The organism is Rheinheimera oceanensis (genome assembly GCF_018831085.1).
Classification (GTDB): domain Bacteria; phylum Pseudomonadota; class Gammaproteobacteria; order Enterobacterales; family Alteromonadaceae; genus Alishewanella; species Alishewanella oceanensis.
Window position 1 is genome coordinate 20,567 of sequence record NZ_JAGPNM010000007.1, and the last position, 25,021, is coordinate 45,587.

General features: G+C 47.3%; 19 protein-coding genes. 11 read left to right on the forward strand and 8 right to left on the reverse strand.

Annotated features, from left to right (window positions below; all coding sequences use genetic code 11):
- The first annotated feature begins 45 nt into the window (after positions 1-45).
- The 5 genes from psrA to J3B89_RS15060 all read left to right on the forward strand — a co-directional run bounded on the left by psrA (position 46) and on the right by J3B89_RS15060 (position 6,501).
- Complete coding sequence (psrA, locus tag J3B89_RS15040) at positions 46-732, forward strand: TetR family transcriptional repressor PsrA (RefSeq protein WP_215398428.1); 687 nt, start codon at positions 46-48, stop codon at positions 730-732.
- A gap of 1 nt (position 733) precedes the next feature.
- On the forward strand, positions 734-3,049 hold the full coding sequence (locus J3B89_RS15045) for an acyl-CoA dehydrogenase (RefSeq protein ID WP_215398429.1): 2,316 nt from the start codon (positions 734-736) through the stop codon (positions 3,047-3,049).
- Between the two features lie 74 nt (positions 3,050-3,123).
- Positions 3,124-3,621, forward strand: a complete 498-nt coding sequence (locus tag J3B89_RS15050; RefSeq protein ID WP_215398430.1) for a GNAT family N-acetyltransferase — start codon at positions 3,124-3,126, stop codon at positions 3,619-3,621.
- Positions 3,622-3,755: 134 nt separating this feature from the next.
- Positions 3,756-4,529 carry a PEP-CTERM/exosortase system-associated acyltransferase gene (locus J3B89_RS15055; protein WP_215398431.1) on the forward strand — a complete coding sequence of 258 codons (774 nt, stop codon included), beginning with the start codon at positions 3,756-3,758 and terminating at the stop codon, positions 4,527-4,529.
- 4 nt (positions 4,530-4,533) lie between these two features.
- A complete protein-coding gene (locus J3B89_RS15060) occupies positions 4,534-6,501 on the forward strand; it encodes a ThiF family adenylyltransferase (RefSeq protein WP_215398432.1) in 1,968 nt (655 codons plus the stop codon).
- A 104-nt stretch (positions 6,502-6,605) separates the two neighbouring features.
- Here J3B89_RS15060 and pepA read toward each other — a convergent pair whose 3' ends face one another.
- The 4 genes from pepA to J3B89_RS15080 all read right to left on the reverse strand — a co-directional run bounded on the left by pepA (position 6,606) and on the right by J3B89_RS15080 (position 11,949).
- Positions 6,606-7,367, reverse strand: coding sequence for a flocculation-associated PEP-CTERM protein PepA (gene pepA, locus J3B89_RS15065; protein WP_215398433.1), 762 nt, complete (start codon positions 7,365-7,367; stop codon positions 6,606-6,608).
- A 242-nt stretch (positions 7,368-7,609) separates the two neighbouring features.
- The gene (gene prsT / locus J3B89_RS15070) at positions 7,610-10,366 is read right to left on the reverse strand and encodes an XrtA/PEP-CTERM system TPR-repeat protein PrsT (RefSeq protein WP_215398434.1); all 2,757 of its coding nucleotides are present in this window, start codon (positions 10,364-10,366) and stop codon (positions 7,610-7,612) included.
- A 31-nt stretch (positions 10,367-10,397) separates the two neighbouring features.
- Positions 10,398-11,642, reverse strand: a complete 1,245-nt coding sequence (gene wecC / locus J3B89_RS15075) for a UDP-N-acetyl-D-mannosamine dehydrogenase (RefSeq protein ID WP_215398435.1) — start codon at positions 11,640-11,642, stop codon at positions 10,398-10,400.
- Between the two features lie 64 nt (positions 11,643-11,706).
- Positions 11,707-11,949 (reverse strand): acyl carrier protein, encoded by a 243-nt coding sequence (locus J3B89_RS15080; protein WP_092790935.1) that lies wholly within the window; start codon positions 11,947-11,949, stop codon positions 11,707-11,709.
- 156 nt (positions 11,950-12,105) lie between these two features.
- Between J3B89_RS15080 and J3B89_RS15085 the strand changes: the two genes are divergently transcribed.
- The 5 genes from J3B89_RS15085 to J3B89_RS15105 are packed head-to-tail and all read left to right on the forward strand — an operon-like array spanning position 12,106 to position 18,448.
- On the forward strand, positions 12,106-13,698 hold the full coding sequence (locus J3B89_RS15085; RefSeq protein ID WP_215398436.1) for an acyl-CoA ligase (AMP-forming), exosortase A system-associated: 1,593 nt from the start codon (positions 12,106-12,108) through the stop codon (positions 13,696-13,698).
- A complete protein-coding gene (locus tag J3B89_RS15090) occupies positions 13,695-14,954 on the forward strand; it encodes a pyridoxal-dependent decarboxylase, exosortase A system-associated (RefSeq protein ID WP_251372470.1) in 1,260 nt (419 codons plus the stop codon). Before J3B89_RS15085 ends, J3B89_RS15090 begins: the two co-directional genes overlap by 4 nt.
- 30 nt (positions 14,955-14,984) lie before the next feature.
- Entirely contained in the window at positions 14,985-16,037 is a 1,053-nt protein-coding gene (locus tag J3B89_RS15095) for an SGNH/GDSL hydrolase family protein (RefSeq protein WP_215398437.1), read from the forward strand.
- Positions 16,034-17,425, forward strand: a complete 1,392-nt coding sequence (locus tag J3B89_RS15100) for an MBOAT family O-acyltransferase (protein ID WP_215398438.1) — start codon at positions 16,034-16,036, stop codon at positions 17,423-17,425. The genes J3B89_RS15095 and J3B89_RS15100 overlap by 4 nt, the downstream gene beginning before the upstream one ends.
- A gap of 60 nt (positions 17,426-17,485) precedes the next feature.
- Complete coding sequence (locus J3B89_RS15105; protein ID WP_215398439.1) at positions 17,486-18,448, forward strand: sulfotransferase; 963 nt, start codon at positions 17,486-17,488, stop codon at positions 18,446-18,448.
- An 11-nt stretch (positions 18,449-18,459) separates the two neighbouring features.
- Here the strand turns inward: J3B89_RS15105 and J3B89_RS15110 are convergent, their stop codons facing one another.
- Genes J3B89_RS15110 through J3B89_RS15125 form a run of 4 tightly spaced genes read right to left on the reverse strand, consistent with a single transcriptional unit; the run spans position 18,460 to position 23,794 of the window.
- Positions 18,460-19,743, reverse strand: a complete 1,284-nt coding sequence (locus J3B89_RS15110) for a hypothetical protein (RefSeq protein ID WP_215398440.1) — start codon at positions 19,741-19,743, stop codon at positions 18,460-18,462.
- Positions 19,744-19,750: 7 nt separating this feature from the next.
- On the reverse strand, positions 19,751-22,081 hold the full coding sequence (locus J3B89_RS15115; RefSeq protein ID WP_215398441.1) for a VanZ family protein: 2,331 nt from the start codon (positions 22,079-22,081) through the stop codon (positions 19,751-19,753).
- 47 nt (positions 22,082-22,128) lie between these two features.
- Positions 22,129-22,971 (reverse strand): hydrolase 1, exosortase A system-associated, encoded by an 843-nt coding sequence (locus J3B89_RS15120; RefSeq protein WP_215398442.1) that lies wholly within the window; start codon positions 22,969-22,971, stop codon positions 22,129-22,131.
- Entirely contained in the window at positions 22,964-23,794 is an 831-nt protein-coding gene (locus J3B89_RS15125; protein WP_215398443.1) for an alpha/beta hydrolase family protein, read from the reverse strand. Before J3B89_RS15125 ends, J3B89_RS15120 begins: the two co-directional genes overlap by 8 nt.
- A gap of 177 nt (positions 23,795-23,971) precedes the next feature.
- Between J3B89_RS15125 and J3B89_RS15130 the strand changes: the two genes are divergently transcribed.
- Positions 23,972-25,021, forward strand: coding sequence for an aspartate aminotransferase family protein (locus J3B89_RS15130; protein ID WP_215398444.1), 1,050 nt, complete (start codon positions 23,972-23,974; stop codon positions 25,019-25,021).

Sequence of the window (25,021 nt, forward strand, 5' to 3'; positions counted from 1 at the left end):
ATTCAAACGTACATTTCAAACACTTGTTTAAATATTGGTGGAGTTATGTCAGTTAAGCACAGCACCCAACATAAAATTCTTGATGCGGCACAAACATTGTTTGCCGAAACCGGCTTTACCGATACCTCTTTACGGCAGATAACCAGCATGGCGGAGGTTAATTTAGCCTCGGTTAACTACCATTTTGGCTCAAAAAAAGAGCTTATTCAGGCCGTGCTACAGCGCTATCTGGTAGTGTTAATGCCGCGTTTGGACCAGGAGTTTACCCGTTTGCTTGCAGTGCAACAGCCAAACAGCTTAAGCCAGGTACTATCAGTGTTTGTAAAGCCGCTGCTGGAGTTAAACAAAGTACATCAGAATGGTGCCCGAATTTTTTTACAACTGCTGGGCCGTGGTTATACCGACGTACAAGGGCACTTGCGCTGGTTTTTTAACCATCATTATGGCCGTGTACTGGATAAGCTGGTATTACTGGTACAGCAAGCCTGTCCGGATTTGCCACCCAGCGAGCTATTCTGGCGACTGCACTTTTCACTGGGTACTGTGGTATTTACCATGGCATCTAATGAAGCTCTGGCTGAAATAGCCGAAGCAGACTTTAATGAAAAGGTTGATATTGAAGGCGTAATTTTACGTTTACTACCGTACTTATCTGCAGCTATTGCTGCGCCTGTTACTACTGTTACTCAATTAAGTCATACCGCGCCTGCATTGGCGAGCGAAGGAATATAATATGTTGATTTTATTAGTATTGATTGTCACTTTGGCAGTTATCTTCGGCGTTGCAGATATTCGCCGTAATTTAATTACCAAACCTGTCTTTGCCATGTTTAAAAAAATTCTGCCGCCACTGTCAGATACCGAGCGTGAGGCGATGGAGGCAGGTGATGTATGGTGGGATGGTGATCTGTTTCAGGGCAAGCCTGACTGGCAAAAGCTACATAGTTTTCCTAAAGCTGAACTGAATACTGATGAACAGGCCTTTATGGACAATCAGGTAGAAACCCTGCTGAAAATGCTGGATGACTACAAAATTGTGCAGGAACAACGTGATTTGCCTGCTGAAGTATGGGATTTCTTAAAACGTGAAGGCTTTTTCGCGATGATTATCCCTAAATCTTATGGTGGCCGCGAGTTTTCTGCTATTGCTAATTCAACCATAGTATCGCGCATTGCTACCCGCAGTTTAACCGCAGCGGTAACGGTAATGGTGCCTAATTCTTTAGGCCCTGGTGAGTTGCTAATGCACTACGGCACACAGCAGCAGAAAGACTTCTGGTTGCCCGGTTTAGCAAATGGTACCGAAGTACCCTGTTTTGCTCTGACGGGCCCTGAGGCAGGCTCTGACGCTGGCGGCATTCCAGATACCGGTGTTGTGTGTAAAGGAGAGTTTGAAGGGAAAGAAGTTATTGGTATTCGTCTTAACTGGGATAAACGCTACATTACATTGGCACCGGTAGCAACGGTACTGGGCCTGGCCTTTAAGCTGTATGATCCGGATAACTTAATCGGCAACAAAGAAGAGCTGGGTATTACCTGCGCCCTTATTCCTACCAGTCATAAAGGTGTTGAAATTGGTGATCGCCACTTCCCGATGAACATGGCGTTTATGAACGGCACTACTTACGGTAAAGATGTGTTTATCCCGCTGGAGTGGATTATTGGCGGACCAGAATATGCCGGCCGTGGCTGGCGGATGCTGGTAGAGTGTTTATCTGCAGGCCGGGGGATCAGCCTGCCTGCATTAGCCACCGCTACCGGGCATCTGGCCGCACGAATGACAGGAGCTTATGGCTATGTGCGCCAACAGTTTGGCTTATCAATTGGTAAGTTTGAAGGTGTGCAGGAGTCTCTTGCCCGTATCGGTGGTTTTACTTATAGCCTTGAAGCAATGCGGGTGATGACTGCCGGTGCTATCGATATGAACTTAAGCCCAAGCGTGGTAACCGCTATTGCCAAGTATCATATGACAGAGATGTCGCGAACCCTGATGAATGATGCCTTTGATATTCATGCTGGCCGTGCTATTCAGATAGGTCCTAAAAACTACCTGGCGCATGGTTATATGGGCATTCCTATCTCCATCACAGTAGAGGGGGCGAATATTCTGACCCGCAACCTGATGATTTTCGGTCAGGGCGCAACACGTTGTCATCCCTATGTACTGGCTGAGCTGGAAGCAGCGGCAAACCCGGATGCAGAACAGGGCTTAAAACAGTTTGATAACCTGTTACTGAAACACATTGGTTTTGCCATCGGCAATACCTTTGGTGCACTGTGGCAAGGGCTAACGGCTGGTGCCTTTAACTCCGCGCCGGTATCTGGTGAAACAGCCAAATACTATAAACAATTAAGCCGAATGAGCCGTGGTCTGGCATTAAGTGCCGATTTTTCGATGTTAATCTTAGGTGGTGAATTAAAACGCCGTGAAATGTTATCAGCGCGCCTGGGTGATGTATTAAGCCAGCTGTATATTGCCTCTGCCGTGTTGAAATTTTATGAAGACAACGGTCGTCAGCAATGTGACTTGCCATTCGTGCATTATAGTCTGCAGCGGGCGTTGTTTGAAATTGGCCGTGCTTTTGATGGCTTTTTTGCCAACTTTCCCAACCGTTTTGTTGCCGGAGTATTGCGTGTACTGGTATTCCCGTTTGGCATTGGTTACAAAATGCCGGATGACGATACCGTAATTCAGATCTGTGAAACAATGTCCAAACCTGGTGTAGTACGGGACCGCTTAACCCACCTGTGTTATATCGGCGAGGGTGAAGATGACGCTACGGGGTTGATGGAAAGCGCTTTTGTTGCCATGTATGAAGCGCAACCTGTAATGAAAAAAATTTATCAGGCCCAGCGTGACGGTAAGCTGCCACGTAAACAACCATTAGAGCAAACCATTGAACAGGCCCTGTTGGCGGAAGTGATTAGCGACACTGAATCGAAACAGTTATTAAAAATGAACGCCCTGCGTTTTAGCGCTATCAGCGTGGATAGCTTTAAAGCAGGTGAGCTGGAAAGCCGTGCTTTAACCTCAGCTGACGTCGTCTAAACAACTTGCTAAACTCAAACGCCGACAGAGCCTGATGCTGTGTCGGCGTTTTTTTATTGCTTTAAGGAACTGTTATGTCAGATAAAATTCATTTACGTTTAGCTACACCGCAAGATGTACCTATTATATTAACTTTTATTCAAGGGCTGGCAGAATATGAAAAGCTGTCAGATCAGGTTGTAGCTACTGAAGAAACATTACAGCAGACATTATTTGGTCACAAAGCCTATGCTGAGGTTGTCATTGCAGAATATGATAGTAAGGCAGCCGGTTTTGCATTGTTCTTTCATAATTATTCAACATTTCTAGCTAAACCAGGTATTTATCTGGAAGATCTATTTGTATTGCCTGAACACCGCGGTAAAGGTTTAGGCCGTGTACTGCTGAGCTACCTGGCGAAACTGGCTGTCGAGCGCGACTGCGGCCGTCTTGAGTGGTCTGTACTAGACTGGAATCAACCAGCGATAGATTTTTACCAGGCGCAGGGGGCCACGATGCTGCATGATTGGCGGATAAACCGGGTTACCGGTGCATCGTTGCAGCAGTTGGCGGCTAAATATACGGTTAGTTAATATTATTGTGAACTTGATGTGACTCTAAATAATTTAGTATATAAAATTCGCATTGTTAGATGATTTTACTATGTAAAACAAACAAAGAGTGGCTACTATATTTACTGAGTCTAATGTATTAACTGGATATCATCATGGATTGTGTCAGCCTGGCCGACAATTTTAAGCAGTATTTTGAAATTAAGTTTGCCGCTTCAACAGCGTTACGGGAAGAGTCTTTTAAGATCAGACACTCAGTTTACTGTGAAGAACTGGGCTGGGAGCCGTTGCGCGAAAATGGTATGGAAACCGATGAGTGTGACGACTACTCTTTTGCCTTGCTATTGGTGCATAAAAGGACAGGCCAGTATGCTGGCACTGCAAGGTTGGTTATTCCTCCGGCGGAAAACCCATCTTATCAACTGCCGTTTGAGCAGCACTGTTTATCATCAGTCAGAACCGATTTAATTGACCTGTCGGAGTTTGAACGCGGTTCTTTCAGCGAGATTTCCCGGCTTGCTGTGCCAGAGGCATTTCGCCGTCGTTTAGGGGAAAAAAATACGCCTTATGTCATTAACGAGATTAATTTGGAAAAAGATGTATTTTCAGAAGAAGAACGCAGAAATTTCCCTAATATAGCCATAGGCTTGTATCTGAGCATTATTGCGCTGGTACAAATGTGTCATCACAAGGCAATGTTCGTTGTGGTAGAACCCAGATTAAAAAAACGCCTTGAGCGGTTGGGGCTGGCGTTTGAGCAAATTGGTGATGAAATGGATTATCATGGCACCCGTGCGTTGTTTTACCTTCCTGAACATAAGTATATTTCGGCACTTAATCCGGAAATTTTGCAGCTGTTTGATATGCTCAAAAGCCAGTTAGCTCCGCAATTGCGGCTTTATCCTTATTTAATCCGGCAAAAGGACTAATCGCATGATTTCATCCGACTTTGACTATTACAAAGCATTTTCGCGCAATATTGGCTGGCTTACCTTAGCAGAGCAGCAACTGTTGGCCAGTAAGCGCGTGGCAATTGCTGGTATGGGCGGGGTTGGGGGAGCACATTTACTAACGCTGGCCCGGCTTGGTGTGGGCCGGTTTCACCTGGCGGATTTTGATAGTTTCGATATTGAGAATTTTAACCGTCAGGCCGGTGCCAGATTATCTTCGGTTGGCCAGAAAAAGCTTGATACGCTGGTTGCAATGGCACTGGATATTAACCCGGATCTGGACATTACTACCTTCGCAGAGGGTGTTACTGAAGACAATATTGATGCTTTTTTACAGGATGTTGATGTCTACATTGATGGCCTTGATTTTTTTGCGCTGAAGATCAGAAGCCTGATGTTCAGAAAAGCCTATGATGCAGGTATTCCTGCCGTAACCGCTGCACCTTTGGGAATGGGGGTGGCTAACCTGAACTTTTTACCCGGCAAAATGACATTTGAACAGTATTTTTTGCTTGATGGCTGTGATGAAAATGAACAGTATTTGCGTTTTTTTGTTGGCTTATCGCCTGCCAGACTGCACAGCGCCTATTTAGTAGTACCAGAGAGTATTAATTTGCCTGAGCGCAAAGGGCCGTCAACTATTATGGCTTGCGAGCTTTGTGCCGGTGTTGCCGCAACTCAGGCATTAAAGCTGATGCTGAACCGCGGGAAGGTGATTGCCGCACCCAGAAGCTTACAGTTTGATGCCTATCGTAATAGCTATAAAGTTAGCTGGCGGCCTTTTGGCAATGCCAATCCGATAAACCGGCTGGCACTTCATCTGGGCCGGAAGTACTTTCTGAATCAGCCCGTACAGATAGCACCCAAAACCGCACCGGAACAGGATCCGCTGCGTTATGTATTAGATAAAGCCCGCTGGGCACCCAGCGGTGACAATACCCAATGTTGGCGTTTCCGGCTAACATCAGCATTAAGTTGCGATATTCTGGGTAATGATACCCGCCACGATGTGGTGTACGATTTAAACGGTTTTGCCAGCAACATGGCCCATGGCGCTTTACTGGAAACTGCCCGTATTGCGGCTTCTGAGCGCGGATATCAGCTGGAGATCAGCGATATTGACCGCTCTGATACAGAGCATCCGGTGTACAAAATTGCTTTGCTGCAAGACAGCAGCATTAAAGCTGATGGGCTTGCCCCTTATATTGAAACCCGAACTGTACAACGCAGGCCAATGGGTACTACGGCACTAAGCACAGAAGAAAAACGCCAGCTTGAAATGGCCTTACCGCCTGGCTTTGCGGTGCACTGGTTTGAAAGCACAGCTGAGCGCTGGTCCATTGCTAAATTATTATATGGTAATGCTTACACCCGGCTGATTATGAAAGAGGGTTATGATGTACATAGTAAAATCATAGATTGGGGCAAGCAGTTCAGCATAGATAAAATTCCGGAGCAGGCTCTGGGAGTGGATGCAGCCACGGCAAAACTGATGAAATGGGCGCTGGCAAGTTGGGAGCGCTTTGAGTTTATGGCCAAGTATATGGGCGGGACCATAGCCCCCAGGTTACAACTTGATTTAATACCTGCATTACGCTGTAGCGCACACTTTGTACTGTATAGCACTGCAGCAGAGGCACCGGTAACTCTGGAGCAGCAGGTGGCTGCAGGTGGTGCTTTACAACGTTTTTGGCTTACCGCAACTAAGCTAAAACTAGGCTTTCAGCCTGAGCAGACACCGGTTATTTTTTCCGGCTATTTGCGCGACAACCTGCAGTTTACCACTAACCAGCAAGCATTTGACAACGCCGTGGTGATGGACAAAAAGCTGGCTGCGTTGTTACCGCCACAGGTATTTGCAAACAAGGTGTTTTTTGGCCGCTTAGGGCGCAGTGAGCAACCCGCCTCGCGATCGTTGCGGTTTAGCCTGGAACAATTACTGGTAGATTAAAGGCGAAGATTGTCGCGCAAAAAATAATGCCTAATAAGCAGGCACGGTGTAAAAGACAATAAAAAAGGGCATCATCGGATGCCCTTTTTACCAGCGCTGATAAATCAGGCTTTGTTACGACGGTTCAGGCGTAAACCTAACAGACCTAAACCTAACAAGGCTAAGCTTGCTGGCTCTGGCACAGAAAAGGTTTGGTTACCATCGTGACGGATTTGGAATTCCTGGGTAGAGCCTGGAATGCCGTTATAGTTTGGTGATAAACCGATAATATTCTGCACAGTAACAATCAGTTGTGAATATACAAAGTTGTTACCAGAGATATCGTTACCGTTGTAGTAGAAGTAACCTGGGTTAGCATTAAATTTCATGGTGATATCGCATGAGCCTACGCCACTTACGCTGGTCAGGCAGGTGCCACTGGCAAGAGAGAAGGTTCCTAATGCTGTTGCTGTACCGGCATCATAAGCACCGTTTACAGTAGTGTCAGCCCACAAAGTGGCAGAACCACCGGCAAATAAAACCTCAATTAAACCACCAAAATCAGGAAAGGCTTCTGCGGTACCATTAAATTCATAGTCCAGAAATACTTCGTATGCTGACGGTAAAAAGTTTGGCATGCCTGAATTTTTGAAGTTAACCATTAATGTCTGGCCAAACTCCATAAAATCGTCCTGACCACCAAAAATTGAACCATTGCCGTTAGTGTCAGTTTGGGTCACATTCGCCAGATCCGGATCCCAGTCGATTTCATCGAAGAAGGTGTTGCCAGTGCCACCGAATGAACTGTCGTCAAACATAATTACTGAAGCGCTGGCGTTAAAGGCCGTAGCTCCAGCTAAAATTAACCCTGCAAGTAGTTTTTTCATTTTCATTTCCTTAGTGAAGTTTCCACACAAGTCTGTTGGGTTGCCCTGCAAACTTATCCTCAAGCAATCGACTTACATATAAGCACTTTTGGTGCCAACTTTTTTTATTGTTATTTATTAGCTGGTTACGTGCTTGGTGGGGGAGTTGGAAACTGAGGTTGTAAAATTACATGACAGTGGCAGCGCTGTAGTATAAAGGGGTTGCAGAAGCTGTGCTGCGTTGCTGCAGCACAGCTGTTGTATTACAACATGCTATTAATAGCTTCAACCCGTTTGACAACTTCAGCATCGCGGCTTTTTACATTGGCCAGTATGGTTTTAGCTTTGCTTTTATTGTCAGAGCGCACCAGGGCTTCTGCATAATTGAGCTTAACCAGATCATTCTCTGGTCTTATCGCCAGCGATTGCTCAAAGGCTTTTATCGCATCAGGCAGGTTATCCATTTTCATCAACACTTTGCCGTAAGTGTCTAATACATCTGGATGTTTTGGTGCCTGCTTTATCGCTTTCTCAATATGTTGTTTGGCTTCAGGTAATTGGTTTTGCTCTGCCAGGATCCAGGCATAGTTATTCAGTATGATGTAATTGTCAGGAGACGCCTGCAAGATTTCATCATACAGTTCAAAGGCTTTTTTCTTATCAGATTCCAGTAGCAGGTTGGCATAAAACAGTTTCAGGTTGCCGCTGGCCGGGTTTTTACTGAAATGACCTTCTAAAAACTCTACTGCACGCTGATGCGAGTAGTCTTTTGAATAAATTTCAGCAATAAACATGGCTGTCTGATCGGTTGGTGCTAACTGATAGCTTTGATTAAAAGCTGCAACAGCCGGTGGGATCTGGCCGTTTAAGAACAATATCCGGCCTTTTAAAAACTGCATTTCAGCCGTTGCAGCGTCTGCGTCTGTCAGGTTTTTGAAACTATCTAAGGCTTTGGCATAGTCTTTCGATTCAGACAAAGCCATGATTTTACTGCGCAGCAGCATTGGATTTTTCGGATATTTAGTCAGTAGTTTATCTGCAACCTTAATTGCTTCGGCATGGCGTTTAGCCAGACTAAGGCTGGTAGCATAGAAGTATGCTGCCCGCAGGTTTTCGGGCTCTTGCTGGTACCAGCGCTCGCTTAATGTCAGTACCTCTTTCTGATTACCAAGCTGGGCATGTGAGTCTATTAATGTCAACCAGTAAGCGGCGGTGGCATTCACCATGTTTACTGATGGATCACCAATAATCTCTATAGCTTTTTTAAAGTCCTGTTGCTGGTAGTGCATACGGGCCAGCGTTAGCCGCAGTGCGTTATTGCCAGGGTTATCTTTTAAAATAGCCGCCGCCCGTTTGATGGCATCAGCACCTTTGTCATCATCTTTACTCAGCGCATAATATTGTTGTAAGGCTGGCAGGTATGTTGGGTGTTTCTCTATTGATCTGACCAGAAGTTGTTTTGCTTGCACAAAATCACTCTTCGTGCCGGCAACAAGGGCTTGCAATAGCAAAGTAAAAGGTTGGTCAGCAGTGGCTTGCTGTGCCTGTTGCAGAAAAACTTCGGCTTCAGCAAACTGCTTTTGCAGCATAGCGCCATAAGCTTTCAGATTGTAGCCAACAACAGCCAGCTTTTCGTCTGACAGCCATTCGTCAACTATGGCTGATGCTTTGTCATACTCTTTTTGTCTGAGGTAACTGATAGCCAGCACCACCCGGGTCTGGTCATGGCTTGGGTCCAGTTGCAAAGCCTGCTCAAGATCCCTTAAGCCGCTTGACTCCTGACCATCAATGCCCATTTTTAACAAGCCTAAAGTTGTCATTGATGTGACATCTTTACTATTTTCACTTAATTCATACTTGGCAATCAGCTCCTGCGCTGCAGTAGCCGAACCTTGTTTAATCAGCTGAAATGAGGTTGCAGCGAGTAATTTGTAATCCATTGCCTGCGGATCCTGATTCGCCAGAATCGCTTGCGCCTGATTAAGCTGACCGGACTTTAATTGCAAAGAGGCATAAAGATTTTGTAACGGCGGATATTGCGGCAACTGGTTTTCTATCGCACTCAGGTGGTTTAATGTCTGGCTTTCCAGCCCCAGATGCAGTGACGCTAATGCCGCAATGATACGTGCGCTGGTATTACGCAGGCCATTATTGATCGCTTTCTCAATGTGTTCTTTGGCCAGGGTGTAGTTTTCACGTTCATACTCCAGCACTGCTTTTAGATAATTAGTAAACGGCTGGTTTGGAAAGGCTTTTAGCAGCAAGGCTAATTCTTTATCTGCTAAATCAAACTGCTCTGTGCTGACAAGGTTTTGTGTCAGCATCAGGCGGGCCTGCAAGTTATTGGGCACCATGGTCAGGTAGCTGCGCATGCTTTCAATAGAGGCGGCATGCTGTTCTTCTGCCAGTTGGGTTCTGCCTTGCAGAAATAATGCTTCGGCATAAAGTAAGCTGTCAGGCTGCACTTGCTTAATGATTTCAAGCGCCTGACTGTTATTGCGGTTGGCAATAAGTAAATGCGCCTGAGCATAAATTGCTGCATCGCTGAAACCGCTTTGAGTTGCCAGTTTGTCAAAAAGTGCTATTGCAGCATCAGCATCGCCCAGCTCTAACTGAGCCAGGGCACGGTATACGTCAATATAGGTTTGTTGTTCTGGTGGCAGTGTCTCATCTGCAAAGTGCGCCAGAACTGCCTGATAATCACCAGCCTGATAGCTGCTGCGAACCAGAGGTAAAGCGACTTTATATTTGTCGCTGCCATAACTTAGTGCACGCGCCAGCTCTTTTTCTGCAGACACACTGTCGCCAATCTGTAACTGGAGTAAACCAAGTGCCAGACGGTAATCTGCATTCTCCGGTTCCTGTTGTACTGCTGATTTCAATTCGATCACAGCAGCACTGTATTGTTTATTCTGAATAAAGTTCAGCGCATCGCTATAATGCTCTGTCGCATCTTTACTGCCACAACCGGAAAGCAGCGCCAGCATAACGGCGCTGGCGAGCAGGGTAGTCTTTTTCATAGTTACACTCCTTGTAGCATAATGGTTTTCGTTAACCGAAAATGCCTCTGGTATCAATAACAACTTTGGTTGCTACATCTACCGGATGCAGGGTTTTAAACTGCTTATGATCAACCAGCACCACTAATATATTGGCTTGCTCTAATGCCTGTGGCAAAGAGGTTAACCGGCTATTGTGGTCAGCATATTTTTTCGGTAGCTGTTTAATATTAGGCTCTACCAGCAAAATTTCGCCAATATTGTCTTTTAATAACGACATGGCAATATCCAGCGCCGGGCTTTCACGTAAGTCGTCAATATCGGCTTTAAACGCTAAGCCTAAGCAGGCTATAACTGGCTTTTTAAACTGATCAGCGGCCTGCTTTATTTTATCAATCACGTAAAGTGGTTTGCTGTCATTAATTTCACGCGCCTTGCGGATAATCTGCGCCTGCTCTGGCGCGGAGTCAACAATAAACCATGGATCAACGGCAATACAGTGGCCACCTACACCCGGGCCGGGTGTTAAAATATTAACCCGTGGGTGGCGGTTGGCCAGTTTGATCAATTCCCAAACGTTAATTTTTAAGTGATCACAAATCATCGACAGTTCATTGGCAAAGGCAATATTGACATCGCGGAATGAGTTTTCTGTCAGCTTAGCCATTTCTGCTGTGCGGGCGTTGGTTAATAAACATTCGCCGCGTACAAACAGGTGATACAGGGCAACGGCTTTTTGTGCACAACGCTCGGTAATACCGCCGATGATCCTATCATTGCTGACCAGCTCTTGTAACACACGACCCGGTAATACGCGCTCAGGGCAGTGCGCAATAAAAACATCAGCTTTGTCCGGGTCCTGATGTGGCATGACCAGATCCGGGCGTAATTCAGCCAGCCAGGCTGAAATTTTATCGGTAGTACCAACCGGAGAGGTCGATTCAAGCACAATAAGGTTACCTTTAGCGATCACCGGGGCAATATTTTCCAGCGCAGCCTTGATGTAACTTAAATCAGGGGTTTTATTTTCTTTGAACGGTGTGGGCACGGCGATCATAAAAGCTTCTGCCGGTTCCGGTGTTAAAGAGGCCTTTAATTTTCCGGTGGTAACTGCGGCTTGTACCAGCATATCTAAATCAGGTTCGACAATATGAATTTTGCCCTGATTAATGGTGTTAACCGCATGCTCTGACACATCAACGCCAAGCACTTCCACCCCGCGGGAGGCGATAACTGCGGCGGTAGGTAAACCTATATAGCCCAAACCTATTACTGATACACGGGAAAAACTCTGCATATTGTGTCCTTTATACCTGAGGTTTTACTGTCTGACGCGGTACCATATAAGGCATAATGCGATGTCAGGCAGCTTGTTTTTGAGTGACAAATTTATTTAACTGGCCAAAGTTTTCAAACACGTCGGCGGATATTTCATCATCATTAATCTGGATACCCAGTTGCTCTTCCAGTTCGGTTATTACAGCAATAACTGCCATAGAATCAAACTCCGGAATCGCACCCAGTAAAGGGGTATCGTCGGTAAATTGTTTATCTATTTGTAAGACAGCGCGTAAGATATCAGCGAGAAGTTGCTGGTGTGGCATAATGCTTCCTTAAAATGACAGGTAGTTCCCTGATTTGCGTAAAAGGGGCCGCTGCGGTTAAACTACACTGAGTAGATAAATTACAGTCGGAATTTCCGCAAAACTGTTTTATTATTGCACACAAAGGGATAAAAAGTGAAAGGTCTGAAGGATACTATGACCAAAAATCTCCACGATATCGTTACCCAGTCTGCTGCACGTTTTCCTAAGCGTCCTGCACTGTACTTTAAAAATACCGCCTTAACTTATGCTGAACTTGCATCAGGCGTAACAACGACTGCTATGCAACTGCAAGCGCAGGATGTTCAGCGTTTTGACCGGGTCGCGGTGTACCTGCCCAAACAATTTGAAACCGTGTTCAGCCTGTTTGGCTGCGCCATGGCCGGTGCGGTATTTGTGCCGGTTAATCCGGGTTTAAAGGCGGCGCAGGTAGCTCATATCCTGCAGGATTGTAATGTCCGGGTGCTGATTACCAGCAAAGACCGGCTGGCTACGTTAGAAGAAGAGCTGCATATGTGCAGTGATTTACATACGGTGCTATTAACTGACGTTGCTGAAGATCTGAGCCCACTGGCGCATATTCAGTTAAAATCATTTTATGCTGATATCAGCCACAGAACATTGCAGTTATATCCGCATGCAACCGAACAGGATATGGCAGCTATTTTGTACACCTCGGGCAGTACCGGTAAACCCAAAGGGGTGGTGCTGTCACACCGCAATATGCTGGTAGGCGCGCAAAGCGTATCAAGCTACCTGAACAACACCCCCGATGATGTATTACTGGCGTTGTTGCCGCTGAGTTTTGATTATGGTTTAAGCCAACTGACAACTGCATTTTTAACCGGCGCCAGTGTAGTGTTGCTGGATTTCTTCCTGGTGCAGGATGTCGTACGTACGGTGCAGCAGTACGGCGTAACCGGTATTGCTGCGGTACCGCCTTTGTGGGCGCAACTGGCCAAAGCTAACTGGGTGGAAGGCAGCACGGACACTGTGCGTTATCTGACCAACTCTGGCGGTGCTATGCCACAAGCTTTGCTGCAGCAACTGCAGCAGGTATTTAATAAGGCCGAACCTTATTTAATGTATGGCTTAACCGAGGCCTTTCGTTCTACTTATTTACCACCAACTGAGCTGGAAAGACGGCCCGGCTCTATGGGCAAAGCTATTCCGAATGCCGAGATTGTCGTTGTGCGTGAAGATGGCAGTATCTGTGCGCCAAATGAGCCAGGTGAACTGGTGCATCGTGGTCCTCTGGTGAGCATGGGTTACTGGAATGCTCCGGATAAAACAGCAGAACGCTTTAAGTTTGACCCGGTGGCACCCAAAGGTATTCAGCTACCTCAACTTGCAGTGTGGTCTGGTGATACGGTGCGCTATGACGAAGACGGCTTTTTGTATTTTATTGGCCGGCGCGATGAAATGATTAAAACTTCAGGCTATCGGGTAAGCCCAACAGAAGTAGAAGAGGCCGTTTACCAACTTAGCCCGGCACTGGTTGATGTTGCCGCTATTGGTGTGCCACACCCGGAGCTGGAGCAGGCGATTTTGGTGTTATTTGCCTGTAAAGAGGGTAGTGAGCCAGATATTGCTAACTGGACAACTCAGCTAAAACGTAATTTGCCTAATTTTATGCAGCCCAAAGCGTTAATTTTGCAGGTGGGTTTACCAAAAAATGCCAACGGTAAAATTGATCGCAAGCTATTGTCAGAGCAGTACCGGGGTTATTTTAATGAGGCATCCAGATGAGTAGTATCCTGAATACCGAAACAAGGCCCCAGGCACCACAGCATGAGCTTATGTCACAGTTTAGCTGTCAGGGCGATAACCTGTTGCTGGGTGGATTCAGTCTTAATGCTATCAGCACTATGCTTGGCAAAGCCGTGTTTTATGCTTATGACCGTCAGATAATTAACCAGCAGATACAACGTTTCCGGGCTGCAATCCCTGGCAGAATTAAGCTGCACTATGCGGTAAAAGCCAACCCATACTGGCCGGTTGTGCAACATATGCGCCCATTAGTCGACGGTTTTGATGTTGCATCGCAAAAAGAAATGTTGCTGGCGATACAAAGCGGTATGCCGGTAGCCGATATCAGCTTTGCCGGGCCTGGCAAAACTGATACTGAGCTAGCCTCTGCTATTACGGCAGGCGTAACGCTAAATGTAGAATCGGCCACTGAGCTGCAGCGCATTTGCCGGTTAGGCGAACAGCTTCAGGTTACACCGCAGGTGGCACTGCGGGTTAACCCGGCGTTTGAACTTAAAGCTTCAGGCATGAAAATGGCTGGCGGTGCTAAGCCTTTTGGTATTGATGAAGAGCAAGTATTTGAACTGCTGACACAGATAGCCGCCATGCCGGTTAGGTTGCGCGGCTTTCATATTTTTTGCGGTTCGCAGAATTTAAAAACTGAAGCATTGACAGAAGCCCATCAGCTTACATTTGCTCTGGCGGTTAAGCTGGTTGCTGCTTGCCCATACCGGCCCGATTTAATCAATCTGGGTGGCGGGTTTGGCATTCCTTATTTTCCCGGTGAAAAACGGCTTGATTTGCAGCCCATTGGTTTATCACTTACGCAACTATTGCAGCAACATGAACAAACACTTGCCGGTATTGAACTGGTGATTGAACTTGGCCGTTATTTGGTAGCCGAAGCGGGGATTTATGCTTGTCAGGTAGTTGATAAAAAAGTGTCCCGTGGCACCACATATCTGGTGTGTAACGGTGGCTTGCATCACCATTTGGCTAACTCCGGCAATTTTGGTCAGGTGATCCGCAAAAATTACCCGGTGATGCTTGGTAATAAAATGCAGCAAACTGCCGTTGAACCGGTAACAGTGGTTGGGCCCTTATGTACGCCACTGGATATATTGGCAGATAAAGTCAGCCTGCCGCAGGCTGACATAGGAGACTGGATAGTGGTGTACCAGTCCGGGGCTTACGGGCCCACTGCAAGCCCACAGGATTTTCTTGGCCATGCCGCAGTGGCAGAGATTTTACTGTGATCCGATAACCACTAAACAGAGAGCTTCAATATGGCTAAGGACAGTCAGATAGGGAAGACCTTATTACTGGCCCTGCTGTTGTTTGTACTGATGGAATTTGTGCTGCAAGTTAGGGCGCAGCTAAAGTTTGGAAATAGCATTCTTAACGCAGCCTTTGCTGACAGCGCACAAGCTGTTTCTCTTTTTGTGCAACATGATGGCTATCAGTTGCTGGTACCGAATATCGAGTTTGCCGGCAGTAGCATTAAAGTACAAAGTAACCAACTGGGGCTGCGTTCTGCGGCTATAGAGCCTAAAACAAACGGTACTGCCAGAGTCATTGCACTGGGGGCCTCCAGCACTTATGGCGCTTATGCGGCGACTAACGACGATACTTTTCCGGCAATATTGCAGCGGATTAGCACCGGGATGCCGCTTCAGGTTATTAATGCCGGTATACCGGGGAATGACATTGGCAGCCAGTATTTGCTGTATGCCGGGCAACTGGCGGGTTTGTCTGAAGATGTGTTAATTCTGTACTCCGGTTTAAGCAACGATATTGGCCGGCTGTGTCAGCGCAGCAGCAGCGCTAAAAGTTATGCTTTACCACAGTTACAGGCGCCAAAATGGTTATTAAGCGTTGATTTACTGTTGAAAAACAGCACTAATTTACGTTATGTGCCATACAAATATTCGCCTATGCCTGATCTTAGTCCCTACCTGCAGCAATATGCTGCTTCGCTGCGACAGATAGTGGAGTTGGCACAGCAACGACAGGTAAAAACTATACTGCTTGCTGAAAATTTGCGCTCTTTTCGCAGCGAACAGCCGCTGCAGCTACAGCAGCAACTAGCCGCTTCAGCACTTTATTACACCCCTTGTTTAACTGTCGGGCAGTTTTCTGAGGTGTTTGAACAGTACAACCGGGTGCAGCAGCAAGTAGCAGCTGAGTTTACCGGTGTGCATTATGTCAGTTTGTCGGAGCAGGTGCCCGGCGGTAGTGAATATTTTACCGACAGTGTGCATTTTTCTGCCAAAGGTGAGCAGGCCATCGCCGCAGCGCTGGCGCAGGTGTTAAAAAACACGCAGCAGGTGGCGCCATGAGTTTTACGTCATTTCATTTCTATGTGTTTTTAATTGCTTTGGTTATTTTGCTGCGGCTGCTCCGGCACAACGGTCAGAAGAAAATGCTGCTGTTGCTGGCCAGCTACTGGTTTTATATGAGCTGGGATTGGCGTTTTGGTGCTTTGCTGTTTGCCATGACGGCAGTGAATTTCTACTGTGGCCGGTTAATGCGTTACTCGGCAAGGCCTAAAATCTGGCTGGCGGTATCGCTGCTGTTTAGTTTGGGTGTGCTGGGGCTGTTTAAGTATTTTAATTTTTTCCTCACTAATCTGGATGCTGTCGCTTCCATGCTGGGCATGTCATCGCATATTAACATCCTGCATATTATTTTGCCGGTGGGGATCTCGTTTTATACCTTTCAGGCGCTGTCTTACACGATAGACATTTACCGGCGGCAGCTGGACCCTGTTGAATCACTGGCTGACTTTGCGCTGTTTGTGTCGTTTTTTCCGCAGTTAGTTGCCGGACCAATTGTGCGCGCCAGTTATTTTCTGCCGCAACTGGCCCAGCATATCCCTGCTGACAACGCTGCGCAGCAGGAAGGCGTTATGCTTATTATCCGCGGCCTGATCAAAAAAGTACTGCTGGCAGATGTACTGGCACTGCATCTGGTTGACCCGGCTTTTGCTGACTATGCTAATCAGTCGTCTGCTTTTTTAGTATTAGCATTAATTGGCTACAGTTTTCAGGTATATCTGGATTTTTCAGCCTATACCGATATTGCCAGAGGTTGCGCCCGTTTATTGGGTTATCAGTTGCCGGTGAATTTTAACCGGCCTTACCTGGCCGACAGTATTTCTAATTTCTGGCAGCGCTGGCATATTTCAATGTCATCGTTCTTTCGCGACTACCTTTATCACGGGCTGGGTGGTAGTAAACACGGCAATGTTTATATAAATTTGGTGCTAACCTTTGTTGCCATTGGTGTGTGGCACGGCGCCGGCTGGAATTTTCTGTTGTATGGGTTGTGTCATGGTGTGTTGGTTGCGTTTGAGCGCTATATGCGTAATTACGGCTGGTTTGGCAGGCAAACAGGCTGGCGCTGGGCGCTGGCAGTGCTTAGAACGTTTTTCCTGGTATGTTTGCTAAGGGTAATGTTCAGGGCTGAGGATCTGTATCATGCCGGTGGTTACCTGCAAGCTATCTGGCATAACACGGCGTTATCATTTCATCTAACTGCTGCCGGCGCGGTGGCATTGCTGGTGGCCGTAATACTGCATTTGATCCCGCAGCATTATATTGCGTTATGGCAACAGCGTTATCTGACCACGCCACAACTGTTGCAGGCATCGGTAATAGTGCTGTTACTTTACAGTATGCTTATGCTGGGATCGGGCGAAGCACCTTTTATTTATTTTCAGTTCTGAACAACCAGCCAGTCGGGTGTGAATAATTAGCAACATAACGGGCTTAATAAGGATATTTTAATGACGAGTAAACACTGTATTTTGTTATTTGGCATGCCCCGTTCAGGTACTACCTGGCTTGGTAAACTGTTTGACGCCCAGCGCCAGACATACTATTTACATGAGCCAGACAGTGTGCAGCCCAATATGGCTATTCCGTTATTGTTAAAGGCAGATGAAGCTACGCAGTATCCGCTGCAGTCGCAACTTGAGTTGTGGTTTGCCAGCAAAGCAGAAAAAGTGATTGCCTCGCGGCCGTTTTTTGCTAAAGACTACCTTAACCCATTTAGCTGGTTACTTTTTCTGGGCAGTGCCTATGCCACCAAAATAACCGGGCGTTTGGGTGTGTTGCGGTTTATTAAGCCCTTACGGTTACAATCTGCACAACAGCAAATTGTCTGGAAGTCAATCGAGTCGCTTGGCCGTATGGCTGCTATTAAACAGCTGGTGCCAGCCCGCAGTATTCATATATTACGCCATCCGTGTGGCCATATTGCTTCTACGTTGAAAGGGCAGGACGCTGGCTTGTTTGATGGCGGTTTGCCAATTTGGGAAGATTGGGATCTGTACAGCAAATTACTGCAGCAAAGCGGCGAGCAGCGCTTTAGTCTGGATAGCTTAAAGCAGATGAGCAAAGAAGAGCGGCTGGCAGTGCGCTGGGGCATTATTAATGATTTTGCTCTGGCGCAATGCGCTGGCGATAGCAGCAACATGGTGCTGGTATATGAGAACTTATGCAAAAAACCACAAGAAGTGTTGCAGCAGTGCCTGGCATTTTGTGATTTAAAAGCTGATCGGCAATGCCTGCAATACCTGGCACAGTCGGTCCATGGTAGCGATAACAGTGCTTATTACAGTACCACTAAAGACCCGTTGCAATCTGCTTATAAGTGGCGTAAACAACTGTCGGAAGATATGCAGTTGCGGATAAAAAATATCGTGCAGCAGTTTAATGCCGGGCACTATTACCGTGACGATTTCTAATTAACAGCCGGTTACTGGCTGTTATACAGCTTTAATGCGTTAATGCGCCCGGTAATTTCCTGCTCCAGCTGTTTAAAACCGGCACCGTTGTAACCACCAAGTTGCTGCTGTAATTGCTGCTCAGTTAAACCTTCTGGTAAGTCTTGTGTTGGTGGCATTATCGCCTGTTCAAAGGTCAGGCTGTTAAACCGGTTTAACTGTTGCGGCGTTATTGACGGCAGGTGCTCGGCAAAGTGGGTGCCGGCTCTGTCTGCTGCCAGATCGACAAAACTAAAGCCTGAGCCGCCGCTGTCTCTGTCTGCATCCATGATTTCTTTCAGATTACCAATTTGTTGCGATAGCTGAGTATTGCCCAGCATTTGCAGCACTGCCGAATACAGAAAGTGTAACGTAAGGTCGCGCCGGCCATTTAGCAGCATGGGCGGCATATTCGGCACCTGATGCAGTTTTACGTCAGGGTTGGCGTAGTAAATAAATCTCTTGCTGGCAAATGCTACGGCCAAAGCCCAAAGCGCATTTTTGTACTCAGTTTCTAAATCGCTGTTGTCAGCACGGTTTGCGGCCACCTGCAACAGTTGGTGGGCAAAAAATGCCAGCCTGCGCTCGCGTCTATGCTGGCGTTGCAGCTGCTTTAATTGCTGCAGGTAAAATTCGATATCTGCCGCTGCAGCGCCTTGAACAGAGCCAAAGCTAAAAGGCCGGTGAATTTGCGGATGCAGGTTTAGTTTAATCTGGCTGGCATTGGCTGCCTCAAAGTGCAGGCGGTTATTTATCAGCTCGCCTCTGGCGAACAACGCCAGCAACTGTTGATCTGCCGGTTCGGCAATGACAGAGCGCACCATCAGCCTGAGTAACGGGTTAGCAATCCAGCCCGGTAACGTAATTACGCCCAGTTTGCAGTGTTCAATAGCGAAACCTTTGTCTGAGGGCATAAACAAACAGGACATTTGAACGCTACGCCTGGGCCAGCTTAGCGGCAGATTGGCCTGGCCATGTAAAGCTACGCCAAACGGACTAAGTACGCCACTAAACTCGACCTGGGGCAGGGCATAGCTGGCTACGTTCATTAACGCATCTAGCTGCTTTTGCTCAAAAACCAGTTTTATATTGCCACTGTGCTGCGCCAGATGTTGCACTGTGTCTGACAGTACACGTTGTGCCGTGGTAACGTCACTGGCTTCTATAGTACGCTGTGATGAAACCGGTTTTGACGTAATCAGAAAAAACAAAGCTACGCTAAGCACTGCTAACAACAATACGCTGCGCAAAAAAAAGCGCGATAACCTGTTTAGCATGGAATGGTTAAGCCCCTGAACCCGAGAGTTTTATATTGCGCCGCAGCGCTATAGCCGGAATAAAAAACCAACACAACAGCCCAAGCAGTGTGATAAAAGCCAGGCTGTAGCGCGTAAATAATTGCAGCGGAGCGGCATACTGGGTTCTGTCTGTACTGAGCAAAAACTGTAGCGCTGAATAAGCTTGCTGATATTTAACGATAACACTTTCAGTGGCATTTTGCAGCAGCCACCAGGACAGCGGCAGCATACATAAGATCAGCAGTGCTACATATTTCCAGCGGCTGGCAACGGGGGTACAGCACTGCTGAGCTAAATAAGCACCAACGCTGAATAACAGCATCAACCAGGCAGTAAGTGCTGTTATGGCAACCAGGCTGCCGCCGTCGGCCAGCAGCTCAACAATATTGTCGGTTGCGGCCAATTTTACAACTACTACATACCAGAGCAGCGCTACAGCGACATTTGCACCGAGCCATAAAATGGTGGCGGGTATTTTGCTTCGGCTGTAAATAAATTGCAGTGCCGCCATACAGTTAAACTGGATCAGACTAAAAAAGCCGGCAAAACGCAGCATTAGCTCAATGACCCGTGGCAGCGTTGTCACCGGGGCGCCAATAATATCATGCAGTGATTCTGTCGGCACAGTAGCATATAGCAGCCAGAATATAACAATGCCCTGCACCAGGCACATTAGTGGCGCCCAAAGAATAAAGCGGGCGTATGTGTTAAAGGTAAAAACAGCGGGTAAAGCCAGCAGGTACAGCATCAGGCACAAGCCCGGAACTGCACTGAAATTATCGCTTAGCAGTTCACGCACATTGTAAGGTAACACCGGCACCCGGCTTAACAAAAACAGGGCCAGCACGGATAAAGCTAAATGGCCGGCCAACCTGAGATAAAACCCTGTTGCAGCTTTAGCAGCTGGCACAGCTAATACGTCTGATGCAGCAGCGGTGGGCTTGTAAGCTACAGTAGGCTCTGGCTGGTACAGACGGTTTGTTAAAAAAACAGTAAAACCAAAGCCTGCTGCAGCACCACCTATTTGCAGTATGGCATCGGTAATATCCACAGTTTTACCGGGCAGTGCCAGCTGCATGGCTTCGCATAATAATGCCAGGCCAATAACATAAATGCTGCCAGCAGTCTGCAAGGTTAGTTGCTGCCAGCGCGCTGCTAATCTGCGCTGAAACAACGCCAGTAATACTCCAAGTGGGAAAAACGCCAGTAGCTTTTGCAGCAATGCCGTTATTGCACGATACTCAGTGCCAAAGTATAGCGATTCCAGCAGCACCTTACCCTGTGCAACTTGCCACCTTTGGTTGATAAAAGCCCAGTCAAAATTAAAGTTAAACGGATACCAAAACAGGATTAGAACAAACAAGCTGTAAGCCAGTATCGCCAGGCTCCATAGCAAGCCGTGTTTAAGCTGTACAGTGGTAGTGTCTGTTTTAGTGGCCGGTTTTTGCTGCCAGAAACGCAGTAACGTGATGCTTAACCAGGTGGCAATTAAAGCGCAAAGCACATCACTGATATCAGTGACCCGGCTGTAAACAAACAACTGGCAAAACTCCAGCAGCAGCGCCAGTAATAACACCTTGCTATATAGCCGGATGCCAGCCTGCTGCTGTTGCAGATACAGCAGTACAGCGATGGGGCACCAAAGCAGAATATCGCTTAATACCGCATAGGTAATTTCAGCCGCTGAGCCGCGGTAAGCGGAAAATGGCAGCAGCACAATACGGCCCTCACGCCATTTTTTATACAGCTCGACTGGGCTTAGGGTCAGATCCAGCGGCAACAGGTTGTACAGTATAAAAATAGCAACATAACCAATCAGCAGATAGGTAACGACGGAGGACTGGCCACGAATAAGCGCCAGTGAAGCCAAGAACTGTTTTAGTTGACGGCCACTGAAGCAGTACAAAATGATCCCCAGCATGGCGCCGGTGGCTTCAGCCATAATGTCGTTGATAGACACGGTACGCTGAGGGAAATACAGCTGGGTAAATTCTATGCCGATGGCCAAAGCCACACAGAACAGCCAGATAACGCCAGCCAGAAACAGGTTTAGTGTTGTTGCACCAACGCGGAAACTGAGCGCACAAAGTAAAAAAGCGAATGGAATAAACAGCAGAATATTGGCTACCCAGTCTGCTCTGGACCGTATACCAAGCTGCAGATAGGGAATATGCCTGAACCGCTCTACTGCCTCGTCAAACGGCAATGCGACATAATGCAACGGCACCAGGCTGCCGTAAATAATAAAAGCCAGATAAAGCACACAAGCCAGCAGCAACCATTTATGCAAGGCGGGGTTGTTATTATTGCTGTGCATAGCATCCTGCTCCCTGGCGTTATTTAGCCAAACGGTATTAACAGCACTTAATTTATAGTCTGCGTAAAATTATAGCTTTGCTGTTCGACCTGTTCGCGCCAGAGCGCAGTGGAAAAGGTATGGCTGGCATCGCTGATATGATAATGTCCGGCTGCCTGTAAACACCTGCCCCAGGCCGGGTTGTCGGCACACAGTTGCAAAAACTCCTGTGCGGTTAAATCGTTACCACTGCTTATAAGCAGCACTTTGCCGTTAAATTGCTGCCAGCCGCTAAGCATAGCCGCAACATAGTTTTGCTCTGTTACGGTAAGCTGGGCAGTAGCTGCATCAGCGCGGGTTTTGCTGGCCCGTAATGTTTGCCAGAACACGCCAAGGCTGCGCCGCAGTGCCATACCACCGCCAAATAGCTTATGCCAGAATTGCCGGCTTAACAGGCGCTTTAAGTAGTAGTGCTTTAACATGGCTTTGGCATGGCTTTGCTGCTGGCGCACCCAGGGGTTTAGTAGTATTACACCACCGATACGTGGATCTGGCCGGTTGAGTTTAATCAAAATGGCACTGGCAGCATCGCAAAGGCCCCACAGTACCACTTGTGTCAGATGCGGGCACTGCTGAAAAAAGGCATCAATCGCCAGCTCTATATCTGCTGTTTGCTGATAAAACGCAGCTTTATTGCCGCTGCTATCACCCATGCCAGCAGTATCCAGCCGCATTGATGGTACGCCCTGAGTAGCCAGATAGCGGCTTAGCTTAACAAACTGGCGGTGGCTGCCAACACGGTACTGTGGCCCGCCCACGATCAATAATACGCCGGTTGTTGCTACGCCCTGATGCAAAATGGCACTTAGCTGATAACCGGCGCCTGCCAGGCTGAGATAGTGTTCAGTCATGCTGCGTGCCTTCAGTTAAGTGCTGTAGTGTCAGGGTAATAAGTTGCTCTGCGCTGGCCAATTCCGTGGTTTGCCAGTAGGGTTCAGCTTTCAGCTGGGTGTAGTTTAGCCGGCAGCGCTGTTGCAATTGCTCACGCATTTTTTGTACCGGTAAGGCCACGGTATCCAGTTGCGAGGTCTCCAGCCAGTACAACTTAATGTTGTGCAGCTGCGCCGGAATACTGCTGTTGCTATTTAACAGGCTTTGATAAAACGCCGGGCTTACCGGATAACCGGCAATTTCGATATTGTCGCCATTCGTTAGCTGTTGCTCCAGATCTTTCTGGCTGGTTTTATTGCCTGCTGCCATAGCCTCTGCCACCTTCAAGCGTACAAACTGCTGCCAGAATTTGCTGACATCAAATACCGGCTGCCATAACACCAGTTGTTGTAATGGCAAGGGTAAACTGTGTTTATTCATCAAATCAAACAGTTGTATTACGCCAAAGCGCACAGCAATAAAGCTAATGCTTTGGTAGCCCTGTTGTTGCAACAGCAGCAATAGCTGGTAGAGATCATCGCGCCAGATGTCTATGCTGGCCTGATCCAGATCACCTGCACTGTCGCCAGTGCCATAATTATCCAGCATAAAGCAGTTGTAACCGGCAGCGGCCAGTTGACGCATAGCAGCACTTAACAGATGGCGGCATTTATTCATTTCTTCGGCAAAAGGCGGAATAACCATAACGGCATGGCCGCTGTCAGCGCTGTTTTGCTCGGTGCGAAGAAATAACTGCCGCTGCTGCAGTTGAATAAAACCGGTACTGAGGGGGGAGTGTTGCACCTTGCCTTCCTTGTGCTTAAACCTGAGCAGGCCATATGATACCCGTTGCTGAGGCGATGACCAAGTTTGTATGTTGCTACTTTTAGTATTTAGACAGCTATGGCAACTATTTGTGTTGTTGTTTGTGCAGAGGTACTGCTATAGCATAGTGCGGGTGTGAATTCATGGATTGAGTCAATGTCTGTACAATTTTCTGCGCCGCTGATGGATGCCAAACATTTCCCGCCTTCGCTGATTAAAGCGCAACCAGCCTTTAGCTTAGCAGGTAGTAGCTTACGGCGGCATCCGCTACCTGTTAACGATATCAGCACTTTCAGCCGTGCCAGATATGCTTTGGCAGCAGCAGCTTTGTATTTAAAACAGAGCACGCAGCAAAATACCGTGTTGTTACCGGCGTATCATTGCCCGGCTTTAGTCGAACCATTTATTTATGCCGGTTACAACATTGTATTTTATCCGCAGTTGGCCGATTTAAGCACCGATTTGGCTACTTTTAGCCACTTACTTACCTCGCAGGTAACCCATGTGGTGGTGGTGCGTTATTTTGGTTTTAGCCAGAATGCTGATGATCTTATTCAGCAGGCGTTTGCGGCGAACAAACGGGTAATTGAAGATAACGCACACAGCCTGGTGCATTTCTGGCAAACCTGTGCGGCAACACCAACAGCTATCAGTGCCAGTGTCAGCAGTGTTGCTAAAACACTCGGCAGTGCAGATGGTGGTGTATTATATCTGCCTGGCTACAACGGTTCTGCTCAGGTTGCGCCGGATTTTATAACAGAATTAAAAGCGCTGCGAGCCGGTAACCGGCCGGTTAACAGCGCTGCTGATGCAGGTTTGCGTTATTTTCGTGCTGCTATGCAAACAGCTGATTGTTTACGCGCCAGCCGCTGGCTGATGTTACGTAGTAATTACGCTGCCATTAGCAAACAACGACGGGACAATTATCAGTATCTTGCAGAGCAGCTTAAGCACAGCAGTGCAGGGCGGGTATTATATCCGGCGCTGACACAGCATGACGTGCCTTATGTACTGCCATTTTTATTGCATGACGTTAATAGCTTTACGCGAATACGGCTGCAACAGATCCAGGTACTGCGTTGGGAAGAGCTGGCAACACCAGCCACAGGTATTGCTGGTGATTATCAACAGCATCTGGTGCAACTACCAGTGCATCAGGCGCTGTCAAAACTGCAGTTGCGAAGCATAGTGAAAGCAGTAGGGTGA

What these genes read in the sequence shown, in the direction of transcription:
- psrA (WP_215398428.1), top strand. Translation starts at nt 46, where the DNA reads ATGTCAGTTAAGCACAGCACCCAACATAAAATTCTTGATGCGGCACAA.
- J3B89_RS15045 (WP_215398429.1), top strand. Translation starts at nt 734, where the DNA reads ATGTTGATTTTATTAGTATTGATTGTCACTTTGGCAGTTATCTTCGGC.
- J3B89_RS15050 (WP_215398430.1), top strand. Translation starts at nt 3,124, where the DNA reads ATGTCAGATAAAATTCATTTACGTTTAGCTACACCGCAAGATGTACCT.
- J3B89_RS15055 (WP_215398431.1), top strand. Translation starts at nt 3,756, where the DNA reads ATGGATTGTGTCAGCCTGGCCGACAATTTTAAGCAGTATTTTGAAATT.
- J3B89_RS15060 (WP_215398432.1), top strand. Translation starts at nt 4,534, where the DNA reads ATGATTTCATCCGACTTTGACTATTACAAAGCATTTTCGCGCAATATT.
- pepA (WP_215398433.1), bottom strand. Translation starts at nt 7,367, where the DNA reads ATGAAAAAACTACTTGCAGGGTTAATTTTAGCTGGAGCTACGGCCTTT.
- prsT (WP_215398434.1), bottom strand. Translation starts at nt 10,366, where the DNA reads ATGAAAAAGACTACCCTGCTCGCCAGCGCCGTTATGCTGGCGCTGCTT.
- wecC (WP_215398435.1), bottom strand. Translation starts at nt 11,642, where the DNA reads ATGCAGAGTTTTTCCCGTGTATCAGTAATAGGTTTGGGCTATATAGGT.
- J3B89_RS15080 (WP_092790935.1), bottom strand. Translation starts at nt 11,949, where the DNA reads ATGCCACACCAGCAACTTCTCGCTGATATCTTACGCGCTGTCTTACAA.
- J3B89_RS15085 (WP_215398436.1), top strand. Translation starts at nt 12,106, where the DNA reads ATGACCAAAAATCTCCACGATATCGTTACCCAGTCTGCTGCACGTTTT.
- J3B89_RS15090 (WP_251372470.1), top strand. Translation starts at nt 13,695, where the DNA reads ATGAGTAGTATCCTGAATACCGAAACAAGGCCCCAGGCACCACAGCAT.
- J3B89_RS15095 (WP_215398437.1), top strand. Translation starts at nt 14,985, where the DNA reads ATGGCTAAGGACAGTCAGATAGGGAAGACCTTATTACTGGCCCTGCTG.
- J3B89_RS15100 (WP_215398438.1), top strand. Translation starts at nt 16,034, where the DNA reads ATGAGTTTTACGTCATTTCATTTCTATGTGTTTTTAATTGCTTTGGTT.
- J3B89_RS15105 (WP_215398439.1), top strand. Translation starts at nt 17,486, where the DNA reads ATGACGAGTAAACACTGTATTTTGTTATTTGGCATGCCCCGTTCAGGT.
- J3B89_RS15110 (WP_215398440.1), bottom strand. Translation starts at nt 19,743, where the DNA reads ATGCTAAACAGGTTATCGCGCTTTTTTTTGCGCAGCGTATTGTTGTTA.
- J3B89_RS15115 (WP_215398441.1), bottom strand. Translation starts at nt 22,081, where the DNA reads ATGCACAGCAATAATAACAACCCCGCCTTGCATAAATGGTTGCTGCTG.
- J3B89_RS15120 (WP_215398442.1), bottom strand. Translation starts at nt 22,971, where the DNA reads ATGACTGAACACTATCTCAGCCTGGCAGGCGCCGGTTATCAGCTAAGT.
- J3B89_RS15130 (WP_215398444.1), top strand. Translation starts at nt 23,972, where the DNA reads ATGTCTGTACAATTTTCTGCGCCGCTGATGGATGCCAAACATTTCCCG.